The organism is Pseudogracilibacillus sp. SE30717A (genome assembly GCF_037071985.1).
Classification (GTDB): Bacteria; Bacillota; Bacilli; order Bacillales; family Amphibacillaceae; genus Pseudogracilibacillus.
In genome coordinates this window covers 261844-279967 of record NZ_JAXHDF010000002.1, presented here as the reverse complement: position 1 = coordinate 279967, position 18124 = coordinate 261844, and the positions used below count along the sequence as shown (strand labels likewise).

The window sequence follows — 18124 nt, the reverse complement described above, 5'->3', positions numbered from 1 at the left end:
ATCAGACACTCTCAATTCTAAAGTGTTCAGATTTTTTTTCATACTCAAAATGCAATTCTTTTAACTGCTGGATATATTCGATGTTAATATTACGATTGGATAATTTTTTTCGCACGTCTCGCTCTGATTCTGCTTCAACGTAAAGGCTTTTTGTCCCTTCACGCGTTAGAGCAACATCAGAGTCTTGATATAAAACTTTAAAAATCATTCTATCTCTCCTAATGTATATTCGATATAAAAATAACCATTTTTCTTCCGTGTTTTTTCATGTTTAAATTATTACTCGTTGTCCTTAAAAGTAGTTCTATTTATCAGTAGTCGGTACACGTCCTTGTCTCAAAAACTCTTTCCATTTTCTCTTTAGCTTTTCTTTTAGGCGCTTAAACATCACCCATGCATCTCCTTTCTAATTAAGAAAAGCAAGATAAAAACTTTAACCGATCCAATCCCTGTTAATCTTATTATAATATGATTTCTATTTTAATGGAATAAATATCAATTATTTTTAACAATTTTCTTTGTTGATTAGTTTTACTAACAGTATTTTTACTTGTTTAGTGTAGTAATATACCTTTTAGTAAAGATAAAAAATAACCTTTTAATTAAAAGGTTATTTTAAAAGAAAAATTATTCAATTTCTACAGCTTGATCTGGTATATGGTAAGGGTTTTGTTTGTTAATATAATCGTAAAACATAATTCCATTTAGATGATCAATTTCATGTTGAATTACAATTGCAGGATAGCCTTTAAATCTAAGTTTAAGTGGATTTCCATTTATATCGAATGCTCTCACAGTTACCCGTGCATTACGGACGACCAAACCTTCAATTGGTTCGTCGACTGATAGACAACCTTCTCCACCACTTAAAAAAGCTTTTTCAACAGAATGACTGATAATCTTCGGATTGATCAGATGATAACTGTAAAGTTTATCATTGTGTCTAAAATGAATAACTACTAACTGCTTATTTATTCCAAGTTGTGGCGCGGCTAAACCGACACCAGAACGCAATTTATACTGATTTGCAATTTCTTCGTCTTGACTGTTTTTAATAAAGGCCATCATTTGATTTAATAAATAAACATCTTCTTCAGATGGCGGTAAATCAACTTCAATTGATTTATTCCTTAAAGCAGGATGTCCGTCTCTTACAATATCTTTCATTAGTAACATTTATTCGTACTCCTTATATCTATCTTTATTGTTCTCATCACTTTAGATTATATTTTAACATATTTTTGATAGGACATTCATACAATTGCTACTGTAAAATAATTTCGTCTAAGTGTATGATAAATATGTTATATAATTTAGTGATGGAAGGGGGACATTACTATTGAACAAATTAATTCATATATCGTTACTTATTCTGTTTCTAGTTATTCTTTCTGCCTGTGGCAAAGGAGATGTAACGGATGAAATACATAAATATTTAGAGGAAACAGTTGAGATCGAACAAGAATTTCAAGCAAATCAAGAAAAAGTGTATGAGCTAGAACAAAAAGATGAAGAGATTTATAAAAAAATTATGGAGCTTGCCTCAGATGAAATGGATGAAGCTAAAGAATTATCTGAACAAGCGATAGAATTATTGGATGAACGACTTGAATATGTAAAATTAGAAAGGACAAGCATGGAAGAGTCGCGTGAGGCATTTGAACAAATTGAACCATTATTAGAAAAAATAAGCGATAAAGATCAAAAACTTCAGATGGAAAAAATGTACGAAACAATGATAAATCGATATGAAGCATATGAAAAAGTTTACGAGCAATATTCAGAATCAATTCGAATGACAAAAGAACTTTATTCGATATTTAATGAAGACAAATTTAATGAAAGAGATGTATACTCAGTCTTGGAAAATGTAAATAACAGTTATGATGAGGTTTTTAAAGCAAATGAATTATTTAATAATGAAACTGCACTTTATAATAGTTTAAAACAAGAATATTATGAGATGAATAATGAAAAATAAAGGTATATGAGAGTTAAATGGATAAGATTTAACTCTCTTTTTTATGGGTATATTTAAAAAGAATGAGAAAATAATCATGTGTGCTAATACAGAGGAATAAGTAGAGCATATACTAATACAGTTTGGTATTATTACTACAACAGATTAGATGGAGCAGTAATACAACAGTTATAAATCTAGATAATTTTAATAAGAAACATAATAAAACCAGTTAAAAACGTTGACCTAACAGAGTCGATAAGCTAAACTAGATTTATGTAACATTGTACTATTATGAAATATATTTTTATTATAACAGTTTTAATAAAAGGCTTTCATAATGGTTAGAAGCATCACGGAATGATAGTTTTATAAAAATAGTAAAGAATACATTATTAGATATGAAGGAAAGGAAGAGGTGACTGAATTGAAACATAATCTAGAAGAGATAGAAAATAAATTTGAAATGTTTCAAGTGCTAAACGAACATGGGGAAATTGTTAATGAAGAGTATGTACCTAATCTCTCGGATGAAGAATTACAAGAATTAATGACCAGAATGGTTTACACGAGAGTATTAGATCAGCGCTCCATTGCATTAAATAGACAAGGAAGACTTGGTTTTTACGCACCGACTGCAGGTCAGGAAGCTTCGCAAATTGCTAGTCAATTTGCATTAGAAAAAGAAGATTTTATTTTACCGGGATATCGTGATGTTCCACAGCTGATTTGGCATGGCTTACCGCTGTACCAAGCATTTCTTTTCTCTAAAGGCCATTTTCATGGAAACCAAATGCCTGAAGGGGTAAATGCGCTCAGCCCACAAATTATTATTGGTGCTCAATACGTTCAAGCGGCAGGTGTAGCGTTAGGAATGAAATTGAGAGGGAACAAGTCTGTTGCCGTTACGTATACAGGTGATGGAGGTACTTCGCAAGGAGATTTCTACGAGGGAATTAACTTTGCGGGAGCCTATAATGCTCCAGCTATTTTCTTTATACAAAACAACTTTTTTGCTATTTCTGTCCCGGTAGAACTTCAAACAAAAGCAAAGACACTTGCCCAAAAAGCGGTTTCCGCTGGAATTGAAGGATTCCAAATAGATGGAATGGATCCGTTGGCAGTTTATGCAGCAACGGAGCATGCACGTAAACGCGCGATTAATGGAGAAGGTCCTACTTTGATTGAAACAATAACATATCGTTATGGACCACATACAATGGCTGGAGATGATCCAACGAGATATCGTACAAAAGATTTAGATTCAGAGTGGGAGCAAAGAGATCCGCTTGTACGTTTCAGAACTTATTTAGAAAACAAAAATTTATGGTCTGAAGATCAAGAAAACGAAGTTATTGAACGTGCAAAAGAGGAAATAAAAGAAGCGATTAAAAAAGCAGATGCATATCCAAAACAAAAAGTAACAGAGCTTATGGAGAATATGTACGAAAATTTACCTCATAATCTTGAAGAGCAAATGCAGGAATACAGAGAAAAGGAGTCGAAGTAAAATGGCACAAATGACAATGATTCAAGCGATAACTGATGCAATGCACAATGAATTGAAGAAAGATAAAAATGTGCTAGTATTCGGCGAAGACGTAGGTAGAAATGGTGGAGTTTTCCGAGCAACAGAAGGATTACAAAAAGATTTTGGTGAAGACCGTGTCTTTGATACACCACTGGCGGAGTCAGCGATTGGGGGATTAGCAATCGGACTAGCATTACAAGGGTTTCGACCAGTTCCAGAGATTCAGTTTTTTGGATTTTTATATGAAGTAATGGATTCTATTAATGGTCAAATGGCACGTATGCGCTATCGTACAGGTAATACGTTTTCTTCTCCAATAACGGTTCGTTCTCCGTTTGGTGGAGGAGTGCAAACACCAGAACTCCATGCAGACTCACTCGAAGGTCTTGTCGCACAGCAGCCAGGATTAAAAGTAGTCATTCCTTCAACTCCATATGATGCTAAGGGACTTTTAATTTCTGCAATTCGAGATAATGATCCAGTTATCTTTTTAGAACATATGAAACTGTATCGTTCATTTAGAGGGGAAGTCCCTGAAGAGGAATATACAATTGAAATAGGTAAAGCAGATGTAAAACGTGAAGGAAAAGATGTTACTCTAATTACTTATGGTGCAATGGTTCATGCTTGTTTAAAAGCAGCCACCGAATTAGAGAAAGATGGTATTGATGCTGAAGTAATTGACTTACGTACCGTATCGCCTATCGATATCCCAACTATTATTAAATCAGTTGAGAAAACAAATCGTGCAGTTGTTGTACAAGAAGCTCAACGTCAAGCAGGTATAGCAGCAAATGTAGTGGCTGAAATTCAAGAGCGAGCTATTTTGCATCTAGAAGCTCCTGTTTTACGTGTGACAGCTCCAGATACAGTATATCCTTTTGCAGCAGTTGAAGATGCTTGGTTACCAGATCATCAAGAAATTTTGAAAAAAGTCGGAGAAGTAATGAACTTTTAAACGAGATAGGAGGTTAATCAGATGGCTTTTGAATTTAAATTACCAGATATAGGTGAAGGTATTCATGAAGGCGAGATAGTTAAGTGGTTTGTAAAAGAAGGCGAAGAAATTAAAGAAGATGATCCTTTATGTGAAGTTCAAAATGATAAAGCAGTTGTTGAAATACCTTCTCCAGTTGAAGGAACTGTTTTAAGCATTAAAGTAGCAGAAGGGGAAGTTGCAATCGTTGGAGATCCTCTCATCAGTATCGACGCAGAGGGATATGAATCTGAGGATGAATCAGTAGATTCTCAAGTACAAGAAGAGAAAGAGCCTGCTAAAGAAGAGACTAAAGAGGAAACAACATCCCAACAAACAAAGCAAGAAAACACGAAGTCAGATAAACGAGTAATTGCAATGCCTTCGGTTCGTAAATACGCGCGTGAAAAAGATGTAGTCATTCAAGAAGTTACTGGAAGCGGGAAAAATGGCCGTGTACTTAAAGAGGATATCGATACGTATTTATCAGGAGATACAGCAAAAGCTGCTGATGTAACAGTGTCATCAGAAAATCCAGAAGCAAGCGACACAAAAGAGCAACCGGCTGTTGTGCGTAGCGGTGACTATTATGAGACACGTGAGAAAATGAGCGGAATCAGAAAGGCAATTGCTAAAGCGATGGTTAACTCGAAAACAAAAGCTCCTCATGTTACATTAATGGATGAAGTGGATGTAACAGAATTAGTAGCACATCGCAAACGATTTAAAGAGGTGGCGGCTGAGCAAGATATTAAGCTGACATTTTTACCATATGTAGTGAAAGCACTAATTTCTGCTTCGAAAAAATATCCGATATTAAATGCTGCTGTAGATGATGAAACGGAAGAAATTGTTTATAAGCATTACTATAATATCGGGATTGCAGCGGATACTGATAAAGGGTTACTTGTACCTGTAGTTAAAGATGCTGATCGTAAATCTTTATTTGAAATCTCTAAAGATATAAATGAGTTGGCAGAGAAGGCTCGTAGTGGTAAACTAACAGCTGAGGAGATGAAAGGTGCTTCGAACACCATTACAAATATTGGATCTGCAGGTGGACAGTGGTTTACACCAGTACTAAATTATCCGGAAGCGGTCATTTTAGGTATTGGTAGGATTGCAGAGAAAGCCGTTGTTCGTAATGGAGAAGTGGTTGTTGCACCAGTGCTTGCATTATCACTCAGTTTTGACCATCGTATCGTTGACGGTGCTACTGGACAGCATGCACTAAATCAAATCAAAAGACTATTAAATGATCCACAATTAATCATGATGGAGGCGTAAGGTATGGTAGTAGGAGATTTTCCAATTGAAGTTGATACGCTTGTCGTTGGAGCTGGACCAGGGGGATATGTTGCTGCAATCCGTGCTGCCCAGTTAGGACAAAAAGTAACAATTGTAGATAAGAGCGATTTAGGAGGAACATGTTTAAACGTTGGATGTATTCCTTCTAAAGCATTGATTCAAGCTGGTCACTTAACAGAAGCAGCAAAAGGTAATGCAGATTTAGGGATTACTACTGAGAATGTATCCGTTGATTTTTCTAAAGTGCAAGAATGGAAAGGAAACGTTGTAAACCGATTAACATCAGGAGTAGAATCACTATTAAAAGGAAATAAAGTTGACATTGTAAAAGGGGAAGTATACTTTGTTGACAAAAACCATGTAAAAGTTATGGACGATAAACAGTCACAGACATATACATTTAATAACTGTATTATTGCAACTGGTTCGACACCAATTGAAATTCCGAGCTTTCCTTTTTCTGACCGAGTACTAGACTCAACTGGCGGGCTAAATTTAAAAGAAATCCCTGAAAGTTTAGTTGTAATTGGCGGCGGATATATTGGAACTGAGCTTGGTTCAGCCTATGCTAATTTTGGTACAAAAGTAACAATTATTGAAGGTGAAAAAGAAATCCTAGGTGGTTTCGAAAAACAAATGACTTCTATTGTTAAAAAACGTCTTAAGAAAAAAGATGTTGAAATTGTAACAAATGCAATGGCTAAAGGTGTCGATGAATCCGATAGCGGTGTAAAAGTAACATTTGAGGCTGGTGGAGAAGAAAAGACAGTAGAGGCAGACTATGTGCTTGTTACTGTTGGACGTCGCCCGAATACTCGTGAAATTGGCCTTGAACAAGTAGGTATTGAAGTAGATGATAGAGGACTTATTAAAATTGATAAACAATGCCGTACTAATATAGAAAATATTTATGCGATTGGAGATATTGTTCCGGGTCTTCCATTAGCACATAAAGCATCTTATGAAGGAAAAGTGGCTGCTGAAGCAATTAGTGGACAAAAGTCTGAAATTGACTATATTGGAATGCCGGCAGTAGTATTCTCAGATCCTGAAATGGCATCTGTTGGCTACACAGAACAAGAGGCAAAAGAGGAAGGAATTAAAGTTAAAGCTTCTAAATTCCCATTTGCAGCTAACGGCCGTGCATTATCACTTAATGACAGTGACGGGTTCTTAAAACTAATTACACGCGAAGAAGACGGACTAGTAATTGGCGGACAAATCGTCGGTGCAAATGCTTCTGATATGATCGCTGAGATTGGTTTAGCAATTGAAGCAGGTATGACTGCTGAAGATATTGCACTTACTGTACATGCTCACCCAACATTAGGCGAAATTACAATGGAGGCTGCAGAAGTAGCACTTGGAACTCCAATTCATATGCTGTAATAGTCTTTACCAATTTGATAGTAAAACGCTCAGATTATATTTTAATCTGAGCGTTTTTTACGTTTGTTTATATTTGGTATATATAATACTCGCAAGCTCTTAACTTGATGATTCATGAAAAAATATGTAAATCTGAATAGGCGATTGGAATCTTTAACTATAAAATCTCCTTAATTTCTCATCCATTTTTACTTAATTCTAGATAAGTTTCTACAAAGTTAAATAGGTAGCATAAAAAATCCCGATAATTTTTGTCGCGTGATTTATATCGTCTCGGTTTTGAATATATGGTTTTTACTGAATGTCAGATGTTTTTTAAGGCAGGCACAGAGTATTAAAATCATGATAGAAGGTATTTTCCTTCTATCATGATAATTGAGTTGACTTAGATTTGCCGAGGTCTGTAATAATGACATATAAAAAATTAATGTGTTATACTATTTAAGTCTTGATTTCTCTATTGTGCTATACTATAATGTACTTAACAGTAAAAGAGTGAACATATTAAATAATTAATTAGAGGAGTTGGCTTAAGTGGGAATTATCATTTGTCAACAATGCCAAGAAGTTATTAACTATTATGAAGAAGAAAAAGTGACGAAATTATATAGTACTTGTCCAAATTGTAATACTAAAAACGAAAAAACCGAATAACCTAAAAAGAGTTATGCTTTAATGAAGCATAACTCTTTTTTTACATTCAATAAAAGAATGTAAATGTATTTAATATGTGAAACTAACTTGTTGGCTTTATAATGGAGTTAGATGATAAGATAAAAGTTAATCAATCATTTGGGGGGAAGTACATATGATGAATTGGAATACCAAATTTACAGATGTATTTAATGTTACTTATCCAATTGTTCAAGGTGGTTTAGCTCATTTGGCATATGCTGATCTTGCTGCAGCGGTATCTAATGCTGGGGGACTTGGTCAAATTACCGCAATGAGCTTACCCGGACCAGAAGAGTTACGTGCGGAAATTAAAAAAGTAAGAAAAATGACGGACAAACCATTTGGTGTGAATTTTGCTATTGGTGCAGGAAGGCGACCTTATGAGGAAATGGTTCAAGTTGCTGTTGACGAAAAAGTTCCTGCAATCTCTGTTACAGGAGGAAATCCAAAAGGCGTACTCGATATGGTAAGCGGTCACAACATAAAAAAATTAGTTCTCGTTGCAGCCAGAAGGCAAGCTGAAAAGGCTGAGGAACTTGGAGCAGATGCTGTGATGGTAGTAGGACAGGAAGGTGGAGGACATATTGGTCGAAGTGATACAGGGACACTCGTGTTGACCCCTCAAGTTGTCGATCATGTATCTATTCCAGTATTAGCATCAGGTGGTATCGTGGATGGTAGAGGTTTGATGGCGGCGTTTGCTCTGGGAGCAGACGGAATAGAAATGGGAACAAGATTTATTGCAACGCAAGAGTGTATTCATGCTCATAATGCATATAAGCAGGAAATTTTAGACGCAGATGAAGAAGCGACCGTTGTCATAAAACGGACTTTAGGAGTTCCTGCTCGAGCATTGAAAGGAAGCTGGCCTGAAAAAATCTTAGATCTCGAAAAACAACAAGTTGGATATGAGGGATTGAAAAATTACATAAGCGGCGAAGCTAATAAGCGCTATATTCATGATGGGGTAAAAGAAGAAGGGTTTGGTTGGGCCGGTCAAGGAGCGGCAAGGATTAATGACATTCCAACTGTAGAAGAACTTATTCAGTCGATTATCAAGGAAGCGGAATCCGTCAGAATGAAATGGGGCAAATGAAAATTAGAAAATAATTAAAACCAGCAAACGAATGATCGAAATTAAACTTAGGGAATATATGTATACTCCTGGTCAGCTAAAAGAGGCCACTTCCTTGGTCTGTAGCACACTTTTATTCAGCGTAAAGATTTTTAATCAACGCCTATAAGAGGATGTGCTTTCACCCTAGAGGACAGAATATGTTCACGATGGGTCGAACGATCGTGTGGTCTTACAAATTCGATAATTCCTGTAGTAACTTTATGTAAGGAGTGACAAAAGGTTTATCCCGTGAGCGAAGTTAGCTCACATAAATCTAACTTCGTTTGTAATTCCTCGCAGACAGAGTTGAATATTTTAATCTACTGCTACTTTGAAGTTGTATTGCTACGGTCAAAAGCTAATTTATGTGTTTGGAGTGATACTTTAATGAAGGCGTTTACGTTAGTTGCGGAACGTGTCTCCCAGAAACAGTGATAGGGAGAATAAAAAGAAAAAATTGTAATTGAGTAAACTAAATAGAGCTGCCCACTGTCAAGTTGACAGGAGCAGCTCACTTCATGACTAAGTCTCTTTACTTTCATTCAAAAAACGCATAATATAGCGATTTTATAGCTCGATGTAAACCGTTTGCTTTTATACCAAACATCATTGATACTTCAGAAGAGCCTTGGTTAATCATTTCAATATTAACTTTTGCCTCTCCTAGGGCAGCTGTGGCGGTTTTTGCCATCCCAATCGTTTCTTTCATACCCTCTCCAACAATCATGATTAAAGCCAAATTACGATGAACTGTCACTGTATCTGCTTCTAACTCATTTTCGAATCGTTCGACTATAATTTTTTCTTTATTTTCTGGCAATTGAGATTCGCGGATAATTATTGACATATCATCAATTCCAGATGGAGCATGCTCAAATGAAACTTCTTCTTCTTCTAAAATTTGAAACAGCTTACGACCAAATCCAAGTTCCCTGTTCATTAAAAACTTACTAATATAAATGCTTACAAACCCAGTGTCACTTGCAATACCTACGACACATTTGCCATTCGCTTCTTTGTTAGCAACAATCATTGTTCCAGGTGCTGACGGATTGTTTGTATTTTTAATACAGACTGGGATTTGCTCTTTAACTGCAGGTATTAATGCTTCATCATGAAAGACGGAAAAACCTGCATACGATAGTTCTCGCATTTCACGATAAGTTAAGACTTTTATTTCTTTTGGATTGTTTATAATCGTTGGATTTACAGAATACACTGAATCAACGTCAGTAAAGTTTTCATATAATTCCGCTTGGACACCAGCAGCAATAATTGCACCTGTAATGTCGGAGCCTCCACGAGAGAAGGTAGCAAGTGTACCGTCTTTTGTATATCCAAAAAAACCTGGAATAACACTAATGCCATCTTCATTTCGTAATTCGTAAATCGTGTTAAAACTCTCTGGAAGTATTTGCGCGCCGTTTATATCATTTTTTACAATGATACCAGCATCTTTAGGATTAACATATTTCGCATTAATTCCAAGGGTTTGTAGATAGGCACTTAAAATTTTAGCCGAGCTATCTTCCCCGATTGCTTTAAAGCAATTAAGCATATGCTCATCCGTTAAATCACTTTCCATAATTGATTTTAATTTCATATCAATTTCATTTATTAAATCTTCCGAAACATTCAATTCATTAATTATTTTACTAAAACGATCCATAATAGTTATGTAATAAGATTTATACTTATCATTCGTTAAATATGCTTGGCCAAGCTGGATTAATAAATCGGTTATTTTAAAATCGTGATCATGTCTTTTGCCTGGTGCAGACACGACGATAAATTTTCTATTCTGATCATCTTTTATTATATTTGCTACTTTTTTAAATTGATTGGCGTCAGCAAGGGAGCTTCCACCAAATTTTGCTACTTTCATTCGAATTTCCCCTCCACATTATTACCTCAAAATTTATTACCCTATTTTATCATAAAATGAACGATATTTTATGATTTTTTTGAACGTTCTTTAACTAATTGACGTTTTTTATCACGATGATAAATAAAACCTCCAATAAATGCTAATCCACCAATAAACATGATAAGACCTAAGAAAAATTGAATTCCTTCATGAACTAAGATCGGATATACTTCGGAAAAAAGAGCATCCCTCATTAATTTAATGCCAAAAGCTCCGATAATCCCAGGTAAAAAAATAACTATTACTGCTAATATACGAACCATTTTATTCCCCTTTTTCTACATGAATAGTATAAGTATAGCAACGTCACACTTAATTTTAAAGAAAAGTGAAAAAGTTAAATGATGTAGCTTGCTAAAAATTTCACGTTAACGTAATATTAAAAGAAATAATGTGCAAGTTTTTTCATGGCGGTGAGTATATGAAACGTGTTTTAGTAATTGGTGCGACTAAAGTTGCTTACGATTATTTAAAGATAATTAAAGGTTTTCCCAATATGAAAGTTATTGCAATAGTAGGTGAGGGAGAAGAAAAAGAACTAGAATCAGAATTTATTGATTCCTTACAGTTGTTTATTTCGCCAAGAGTTGAGGAATGGATGGTAAAAGATAGTGATTTTATTTTAGAAACAACAGGAAAAAAGGAAACTATTCTCCAGCTACGGAATCATATTCAATCATCTACCATCATTATTCCTAAAAATGTCTTACAAATGTTATTGCCTTTTGTGAATGAGTGGAGTCTTCAAATAAGCAACTTAGAATTAATTTTAAATAATATTCGTGATGGATTAATTGTTGTTAATAATTTGGAAAGAATACAATTTATTAATGATGCTGCCTGTACAATCATCAATGTCGATAAGAAGAATTCTTTTGGGCGCCCAATTAAGCAGATTATTAAAAAGACTAGACTTCCGAATATACTGAGAAGTCAACATAAAGAAGTTAATCAAAAGCTGGATTTGGAAAATGGTAAGCAGATTATAACTACAAGAGTCCCTTTAATCAATGACAGTAACCATTTAGTAGGAGCTTTTGCTATTTTTAAAGATAGCAACGAAGTAATCCGGTTAGCGGAAGAAAACACAGATTTAAAGGAAATAAAAACAATGTTAGAGGCAATTATTCATTCTTCAGATGAAGCGATAAGTGTCGTTGATGAAAATGGGAATGGGTTGATCATTAATCCAGCATATACGAGGATAACAGGATTAACGGAAAAGGAAGTAATTGGACAACCAGCCACAGTCGATATTTCTGAAGGCGAGAGCATGCATTTACAAGTATTGCAAACTAGAAGACCAGTTCGGGGAGCAAAAATGAAAGTCGGTCCTTCTAAAAAAGAAGTGATTGTAAATGTGGCGCCGATTATTGTTGCTGGTAAATTAAAAGGTAGTGTCGCTGTTATTCACGATATATCAGAGATCCAAGAATTAACGTCAGAATTAAAAAAGGCGAAGCAAATTATTAGAAACTTAGAAGCGACTTATACGTTTGATGATATTATTGGCTCGTCTTCAGAAATGATGATTGCAATTGAACAAGCTAAAATAGGGGCGAAAACACCTGCAACAGTTTTGTTAAGAGGTGATTCTGGAACGGGAAAAGAATTGTTCGCCCATGCTATTCATAATGAGAGTGACAGGAAATTTAATAAGTTTATTCGGGTAAATTGTGCGGCGCTCGCTGAATCAGTGTTGGAAAGTGAATTATTCGGATATGAAGAAGGAGCCTTTACCGGTGCAAAATCCGGTGGTAAGAAAGGTCTTTTTGAAGAAGCGAATAATGGAAGTATTTTTTTAGATGAAATTGGGGAATTATCCTTATCCATGCAAGCAAAACTTCTACGAGTATTACAGGAAAATGAAGTAGTCCGAGTTGGTGGTACGACGCCAATACCATTAAATATAAGGATTATTACAGCAACGAATGTTAATTTAGAAAAAGCTATTACAAATAAAACGTTTAGAGAAGATTTATATTACCGTTTAAATCGCTTGCCTATTTATATACCTGCATTAAAGGAGCGGATGAGTGACTTACCATATTTAGTTCATCATATGATTATGAAGGTTAATCAATTATATGGCAGGAATGTAAAAACGATTACAGATACTGCCCTAGAAAAGCTTCGTCACTATGATTGGCCAGGAAATATAAGAGAATTAGAAAATGTCATTAGTCGAGCTGTTATTTTTATGGATACGACCGAGGAAGTTATTAATTATCATCATCTACCTGAATTGCAGGATGTAAAACCTAAAGAAAACACGTCTGTTGCTAGAGAGGCTTCTGATCAATCGTTACAAGATGCAATGGAACAATACGAAAAAGACTTTATTTATCATATTTATAAAGAAAATAATTTTAATAAGACTAAAACGGCAAAGAAGCTAAATATTTCTGTCCGAAATTTATATTATAAAATTGAAAAATATGGTTTGGAATAATTACGGACTATGTTTTGCTAGTACTATCATGCAAAACTATTCAAAACCTGCAAGAAATTGCAAGGAACAGTTAGCGAAATCCTTAATTTCATTTGTTTATGTAATTGGCATGAAAATTGCATTAAATATTAGTAAAGGACTGTAAAAGGAGTGGTAAAAATGAAGACATTTGAATTAATTGAAGAACATGACTATGAGCAAATTGTATATTGTTATGATAAGGAATCAGGATTAAAAGCAATCATTGCAATTCATGACACAACTTTAGGTCCAGCTCTTGGTGGAACGAGAATGTGGAATTATTCTAGCGAAGAAGAAGCAATGAGAGATGTTTTACGACTTGCTAGAGGGATGACTTATAAAAATGCTGCTGCCGGATTAAACCTGGGCGGCGGTAAGGCAGTGATTATCGGGGATCCAAAGTCGGATAAGAATGAAGCATTATTCCGTGCATTTGGTCGTTATGTCGAAAGTCTGAACGGTCGATATATTACCGCTGAGGATGTAGGTACGACAGAAGAAGATATGGATACAATCTATTTAGAAACAGATTTTGTAACGGGAACATCAAGTGGTGGAGTAGGAGATCCGTCACCAGTGACAGCATTAGGAATATATTACGGGATGAAAGCGGCAGCTGAAGAAGCTTTTGGTTCCAATAGTTTACATGGTAGAACAATCGCTGTTCAAGGGGTAGGTCATGTCGCTTATAATTTATGTAAATATTTACATGAAGAAGGCGCCAATTTAATCGTCACAGATATTAATGAAGAGGCAGTAAATCGAGCTGTTAATGAATTTAATGCACAATTTGTAGATCCAGATAGTATATATGGGGTTGAATGTGACATTTACTCTCCTTGTGCACTTGGCGGTACCATTAATGATCAAACAATAGAACAGTTAAAGGCAAAAGTAGTTGCAGGAAGTGCAAATAATCAATTAGCGGAAAGCCGACATGGAGAATTATTATTTGAAAAAGGAATAGTGTATGCGCCAGATTATGTTATCAACTCTGGTGGTGTCATCAATGTAGCTGATGAACTTCAAGGATATGATCGAGAAAGAGTAATGAAGAAGGTTGAATCTATTTACACTATTTTACAAAAAGTTTTTCAAATCTCTAAAGAAAAAAATATATCTACATCAGTTGCGGCTGATCATTTAGCAGAGGAAAGGATTCAAGCTATTCGATCTTCAAATAGACAATTCCTACCGAACAATAAACATATTTTACGAGGAAGATAATTTATGTACAGACAGCATCGCATCTTGGTCATTAATCCGAAATCAACTACAACTAATATAAGTGTTTTTCATGATGAAAGGTGTATTTTTAAACAGAGAGTTCAGCACCACTCTATTTTTAATAGTGATTTAGCTGAAATAGATAATGAAGTAACAGTGAGAAAGACACAGTTATTACGTGCTTTAAACGAAGCTGGAATTAATATGTCTAAATTAGATGCTGTTTCAGCAAATGGAGGATTATTACGAGCAATTGAAGGAGGCACATATATTGTATCAAATGATGTGCTTACTGATTTAAGGAGCAGTTACAACGGCAAGCATGCTTCTAACTTAGGTGGTATATTAGCATTTGAAATTGCCAAGGGGTTAAATATACCTGCCTATATTGTTGACCCTCCTGTAGTTGATGAACTTAGTGAACTTGCGAAAATTTCTGGTTTACCAGGAATAGAGAGGAAAAGCATTTTTCATGCATTGAACCAAAAAGCAGTTGCACGTCAAGCAGCTAAAGAACTAAACCTTACCTATGAACAGGCCAATTTAATTGTTGCACATATAGGACACGGAATTACGATTGGTGCACATCAAGAAGGAAAGGTTATTGATGTGAATAATGGCTTGCACGGAGATGGACCATTTTCTTTAGAAAGAGCAGGAACCATTCCATCTGAAGCATTAATTTCCCTATGTTTTTCTGGGGATTACAGAGAAGAAGATGTAATTAATAAAATTACGTATAAAGGCGGCTTAAAGGCCTATTTACATACAGAAGATATTACAGAAATTGAAAATAGAATAAAAAGTAATGATCTATATGCGAAGGAAATTTTCGAAGCAATGGCTTACCAAATTGCTAAAGAGATAGGTGCTATGGCTGTAGTTTTAGCTGGAAAAGTACACGGTGTAGTACTAACGGGTGAAATTTCTAATAGTGACCTTCTAACAGAGTTCATTACAGAAAGAATTAACTGGATTGCGGATGTATTTATTTATCCAGGTGAATATGATTTACAAGCCTTAAATGCTGGAACATTGCGAGTTCTGAAACAAGAGGAAACACCAAAAAGTTATAGAAAAAAGACCGAATAAGGGAGGAGTCTTCGTGTCGAAAGAATATGATCTTGTCATTCTAGGTGGGGGCACTGGTGGATATGTAGCAGCTATACGTGCGTCTCAACTTGGAATGAAAGTAGCCGTTGTGGAGGCAGAAAAATTAGGTGGAACTTGTCTCCATCATGGTTGTATACCATCTAAATCATTATTAAGAACGGCAGAAATGTATCGGCAAATGCAAGATGCGTTAACATACGGAATTGAAGTAAATAACCTCCAATTAATTTTTCCAAAAGCTCAGGAAAGAAAAGATAAAATAGTTAATACGCTTTATCAAGGAGTACAATCTTTAATGAAAAAGAATGGAATTGATGTTTATCAAGGCTATGGGAGAATATTAGGACCAAGTATTTTTTCTCCTATGCCTGGAACAATTTCTGTCGAATATAAAAATGGCCAGGATAATACGATGCTGATTCCTAAATTTGTTTTAATTGCTACCGGCTCAACTCCAAGACCTTTTCCGGGTATGCCTTTTGATGGAGAGCATATTTTAAATTCGGATCATGCACTTCAATTAACAGAGCTACCAAGCTCCATACTAATAATTGGTGGAGGCGTTATAGGGATTGAATGGGCCTCCATGTTACAGGACTTAGGTGTTGAGGTAACAGTCATTGAAAATAATAAAACTATATTAGCAGGAGAAGATCTAGCCGTTCAACAGGAAGTGTTAAAGGCTTTAGAAAGTCGTGGAGTTACTATTCTAACTGATACGGCAGTTGAATCTGACACAATTGAAATAAACGATTCAACAATACGACTATCCGTTAACACACAAGGTAAACAGCAAAATATTGAAGTGGATAAATTATTAGTTTCTATTGGAAGAGAAGCAAATATTTCAGAGATAGGACTAACGAACACATCCATCCAAATTAAAAATAATGTGATTCAAACGAATGAAATGTATCAAACGAAAGAATCTCATATTTATGCGATAGGGGATTGTATTGGTGGGATGCAGTTAGCTCATGTGGCCTCTGCCGAAGGAATTATAGCTGTAGAACATATGGCAGGGAAAAGCCCAGACCCACTTAATCCACTTCAAATTCCGGCTTGTATCTATTCTTTTCCAGAAGTTGGGAAGGTTGGGCTGACTGAACAACAGGCTAAAGATGCAGGCTATGACATAAAAGTAGGAACCTTTCCATTCCAGGGTATTGGAAAGGCACATGTTTATGGGGAACCAATTGGTTTTACAAAAATAATCGTTGATCAACAGACTGAAGATATTTTAGGTGTTCATATGGTCGGGTCACATGTAACTGATTTAATATCGGAAGCAAGCCTGGCGAAAGTATTAGATGCAACTGCTTGGGAAATTTCTAAAACAGTTCATCCGCATCCAACATTATCGGAAGTGTTTTTGGAATCTGCTTTAGCAGTTGATCATGTACAAATTCATGGATAAGGGGAGAGGAAAATGGGAGAAAATAGACACTCTTCTTTAGGGCTTACGGATAAAGATGTCATTAATATGTATAGAACCATGCTTCTTGCTAGAAAAATTGATGAGAGAATGTGGTTGTTAAATCGTGCAGGAAAAATTCCATTTGTTATTTCATGTCAAGGTCAAGAAGCGGCACAGGTTGGGGCAGCTTTTGCATTAAATGTAGAAAAAGATTATGTGGCACCATATTACAGAGATATGGGTGTTGTCTTGCACTTCGGTATGACAACAAAAGATTTAATGTTATCAGGTTTTGCAAAAGCGGAAGATCCAAACTCAGGAGGCAGACAGATGCCGGGCCATTTTGGAGATAAGAAAAATCGAATTATTACCGGTTCTTCTCCTGTTACGACACAATTGCCACATGCAGTGGGCTTTGCTCTTGCAGCCAAATTAAAAAATGAAGATTTTGTAACATTCACTACGTTAGGAGACGGTTCAACTAACCAAGGTGATTTTCACGAAGGGCTTAATTTTGCCGGAGTCCATAAATTACCTGTAATAACGCTTGTCCAAAATAATAAACTAGCAATTTCTGTTCCATATGAAAAGCAAGTGGCAAGTGAAAACATTGCTGTGCGAGCACAATCATATGGGATGCCTGGGATCGTAGTAAATGGGAATGATCCCTTAGATGTGTATAAAGCAGTTAAAGATGCTCGAGAAAGAGCGGCAAACAATGAAGGGCCTTCTTTAATTGAAGCTGTTACAGTAAGATTGACAGCACATTCCAGTGACGATAATGACCGAACCTATCGGACGAATGAAGAGTTAGAGGAAGCACGTAAAAATGATTGTATTAGTTTGTTCTCCACCTATTTAAAGCAGTGTGGAGTCTTAACTGACGAATTAGAAGAAAAAATGAATAACGAAATAGCCGACGAAATTAATGAAGCAACAGACTATGCTGAGCAAGCAGCATTTGCAAGTCCGGATACATTACTAGATTATGTGTATGAAAAGTAGAGGTGG

General features: G+C 35.5%; 16 protein-coding genes. 12 read left to right on the top strand and 4 right to left on the bottom strand.

What is annotated here, in order from left to right; translation table 11 throughout:
* Position 1 precedes the first annotated feature (1 nt).
* Together SPD48_RS04155 and def are read right to left on the bottom strand one after the other, a co-directional pair.
* Positions 2-208, bottom strand: coding sequence for a DNA-dependent RNA polymerase subunit epsilon (locus SPD48_RS04155; RefSeq protein WP_336256796.1), 207 nt, complete (start codon positions 206-208; stop codon positions 2-4).
* Positions 209-627: 419 nt separating this feature from the next.
* Positions 628-1176 carry a peptide deformylase gene (def, locus tag SPD48_RS04150; protein ID WP_336256795.1) on the bottom strand — a complete coding sequence of 183 codons (549 nt, stop codon included), beginning with the start codon at positions 1174-1176 and terminating at the stop codon, positions 628-630.
* Between the two features lie 163 nt (positions 1177-1339).
* On the opposite strand from def, the gene SPD48_RS04145 reads away from it, so the two are divergent.
* From SPD48_RS04145 to SPD48_RS04115, 7 genes are all read left to right on the top strand, one after another.
* The gene (locus SPD48_RS04145) at positions 1340-1981 is read left to right on the top strand and encodes a YkyA family protein (protein ID WP_336256794.1); all 642 of its coding nucleotides are present in this window, start codon (positions 1340-1342) and stop codon (positions 1979-1981) included.
* Between the two features lie 445 nt (positions 1982-2426).
* Positions 2427-3470: a pyruvate dehydrogenase (acetyl-transferring) E1 component subunit alpha gene (gene pdhA, locus SPD48_RS04140; protein ID WP_336257012.1), complete on the top strand. Its 1044-nt coding sequence runs from the start codon at positions 2427-2429 to the stop codon at positions 3468-3470.
* Between the two features lies 1 nt (position 3471).
* The gene (locus SPD48_RS04135; protein ID WP_336256793.1) at positions 3472-4449 is read left to right on the top strand and encodes an alpha-ketoacid dehydrogenase subunit beta; all 978 of its coding nucleotides are present in this window, start codon (positions 3472-3474) and stop codon (positions 4447-4449) included.
* Between the two features lie 21 nt (positions 4450-4470).
* Positions 4471-5754, top strand: a complete 1284-nt coding sequence (locus SPD48_RS04130; RefSeq protein ID WP_336256792.1) for a dihydrolipoamide acetyltransferase family protein — start codon at positions 4471-4473, stop codon at positions 5752-5754.
* Between the two features lie 3 nt (positions 5755-5757).
* Positions 5758-7164: a dihydrolipoyl dehydrogenase gene (gene lpdA, locus SPD48_RS04125; RefSeq protein ID WP_336256791.1), complete on the top strand. Its 1407-nt coding sequence runs from the start codon at positions 5758-5760 to the stop codon at positions 7162-7164.
* A 534-nt stretch (positions 7165-7698) separates the two neighbouring features.
* On the top strand, positions 7699-7818 hold the full coding sequence (locus SPD48_RS04120; RefSeq protein WP_336256790.1) for a GapA-binding peptide SR1P: 120 nt from the start codon (positions 7699-7701) through the stop codon (positions 7816-7818).
* A 157-nt stretch (positions 7819-7975) separates the two neighbouring features.
* A complete protein-coding gene (locus tag SPD48_RS04115; RefSeq protein ID WP_336257011.1) occupies positions 7976-8935 on the top strand; it encodes an NAD(P)H-dependent flavin oxidoreductase in 960 nt (319 codons plus the stop codon).
* Positions 8936-9494: 559 nt separating this feature from the next.
* Here the strand turns inward: SPD48_RS04115 and SPD48_RS04110 are convergent.
* Together SPD48_RS04110 and SPD48_RS04105 are read right to left on the bottom strand one after the other, a co-directional pair.
* On the bottom strand, positions 9495-10841 hold the full coding sequence (locus SPD48_RS04110) for an aspartate kinase (RefSeq protein ID WP_336256789.1): 1347 nt from the start codon (positions 10839-10841) through the stop codon (positions 9495-9497).
* 68 nt (positions 10842-10909) lie between these two features.
* On the bottom strand, positions 10910-11146 hold the full coding sequence (locus tag SPD48_RS04105) for a DUF2627 domain-containing protein (protein WP_336256788.1): 237 nt from the start codon (positions 11144-11146) through the stop codon (positions 10910-10912).
* A gap of 158 nt (positions 11147-11304) precedes the next feature.
* Here SPD48_RS04105 and SPD48_RS04100 point away from each other — a divergent pair, with 158 nt between their 5' ends.
* The 5 genes from SPD48_RS04100 to SPD48_RS04080 all read left to right on the top strand — a co-directional run bounded on the left by SPD48_RS04100 (position 11305) and on the right by SPD48_RS04080 (position 18118).
* Positions 11305-13335, top strand: coding sequence for a sigma-54-dependent Fis family transcriptional regulator (locus tag SPD48_RS04100; RefSeq protein ID WP_336256787.1), 2031 nt, complete (start codon positions 11305-11307; stop codon positions 13333-13335).
* A gap of 159 nt (positions 13336-13494) precedes the next feature.
* The gene (locus SPD48_RS04095) at positions 13495-14583 is read left to right on the top strand and encodes a Glu/Leu/Phe/Val family dehydrogenase (RefSeq protein ID WP_336256786.1); all 1089 of its coding nucleotides are present in this window, start codon (positions 13495-13497) and stop codon (positions 14581-14583) included.
* Between the two features lie 3 nt (positions 14584-14586).
* On the top strand, positions 14587-15675 hold the full coding sequence (gene buk / locus SPD48_RS04090) for a butyrate kinase (RefSeq protein WP_336256785.1): 1089 nt from the start codon (positions 14587-14589) through the stop codon (positions 15673-15675).
* A 13-nt stretch (positions 15676-15688) separates the two neighbouring features.
* On the top strand, positions 15689-17113 hold the full coding sequence (gene lpdA / locus SPD48_RS04085) for a dihydrolipoyl dehydrogenase (protein ID WP_336256784.1): 1425 nt from the start codon (positions 15689-15691) through the stop codon (positions 17111-17113).
* 12 nt (positions 17114-17125) lie between these two features.
* Positions 17126-18118 carry a thiamine pyrophosphate-dependent dehydrogenase E1 component subunit alpha gene (locus SPD48_RS04080; protein WP_336256783.1) on the top strand — a complete coding sequence of 331 codons (993 nt, stop codon included), beginning with the start codon at positions 17126-17128 and terminating at the stop codon, positions 18116-18118.
* Positions 18119-18124: the final 6 nt, after the last annotated feature.

Excerpts from the sequence above, each read along its gene's own strand:
- SPD48_RS04105 (WP_336256788.1), bottom strand. The coding sequence starts at position 11,146 with ATGGTTCGTATATTAGCAGTAATAGTTATTTTTTTACCTGGGATTATC.
- SPD48_RS04115 (WP_336257011.1), top strand. The coding sequence starts at position 7,976 with ATGAATTGGAATACCAAATTTACAGATGTATTTAATGTTACTTATCCA.
- SPD48_RS04110 (WP_336256789.1), bottom strand. The coding sequence starts at position 10,841 with ATGAAAGTAGCAAAATTTGGTGGAAGCTCCCTTGCTGACGCCAATCAA.
- SPD48_RS04080 (WP_336256783.1), top strand. The coding sequence starts at position 17,126 with ATGGGAGAAAATAGACACTCTTCTTTAGGGCTTACGGATAAAGATGTC.
- buk (WP_336256785.1), top strand. The coding sequence starts at position 14,587 with ATGTACAGACAGCATCGCATCTTGGTCATTAATCCGAAATCAACTACA.
- lpdA (WP_336256791.1), top strand. The coding sequence starts at position 5,758 with ATGGTAGTAGGAGATTTTCCAATTGAAGTTGATACGCTTGTCGTTGGA.
- pdhA (WP_336257012.1), top strand. The coding sequence starts at position 2,427 with ATGTTTCAAGTGCTAAACGAACATGGGGAAATTGTTAATGAAGAGTAT.
- SPD48_RS04095 (WP_336256786.1), top strand. The coding sequence starts at position 13,495 with ATGAAGACATTTGAATTAATTGAAGAACATGACTATGAGCAAATTGTA.
- SPD48_RS04135 (WP_336256793.1), top strand. The coding sequence starts at position 3,472 with ATGGCACAAATGACAATGATTCAAGCGATAACTGATGCAATGCACAAT.
- SPD48_RS04130 (WP_336256792.1), top strand. The coding sequence starts at position 4,471 with ATGGCTTTTGAATTTAAATTACCAGATATAGGTGAAGGTATTCATGAA.
- def (WP_336256795.1), bottom strand. The coding sequence starts at position 1,176 with ATGTTACTAATGAAAGATATTGTAAGAGACGGACATCCTGCTTTAAGG.
- SPD48_RS04100 (WP_336256787.1), top strand. The coding sequence starts at position 11,305 with ATGAAACGTGTTTTAGTAATTGGTGCGACTAAAGTTGCTTACGATTAT.
- SPD48_RS04155 (WP_336256796.1), bottom strand. The coding sequence starts at position 208 with ATGATTTTTAAAGTTTTATATCAAGACTCTGATGTTGCTCTAACGCGT.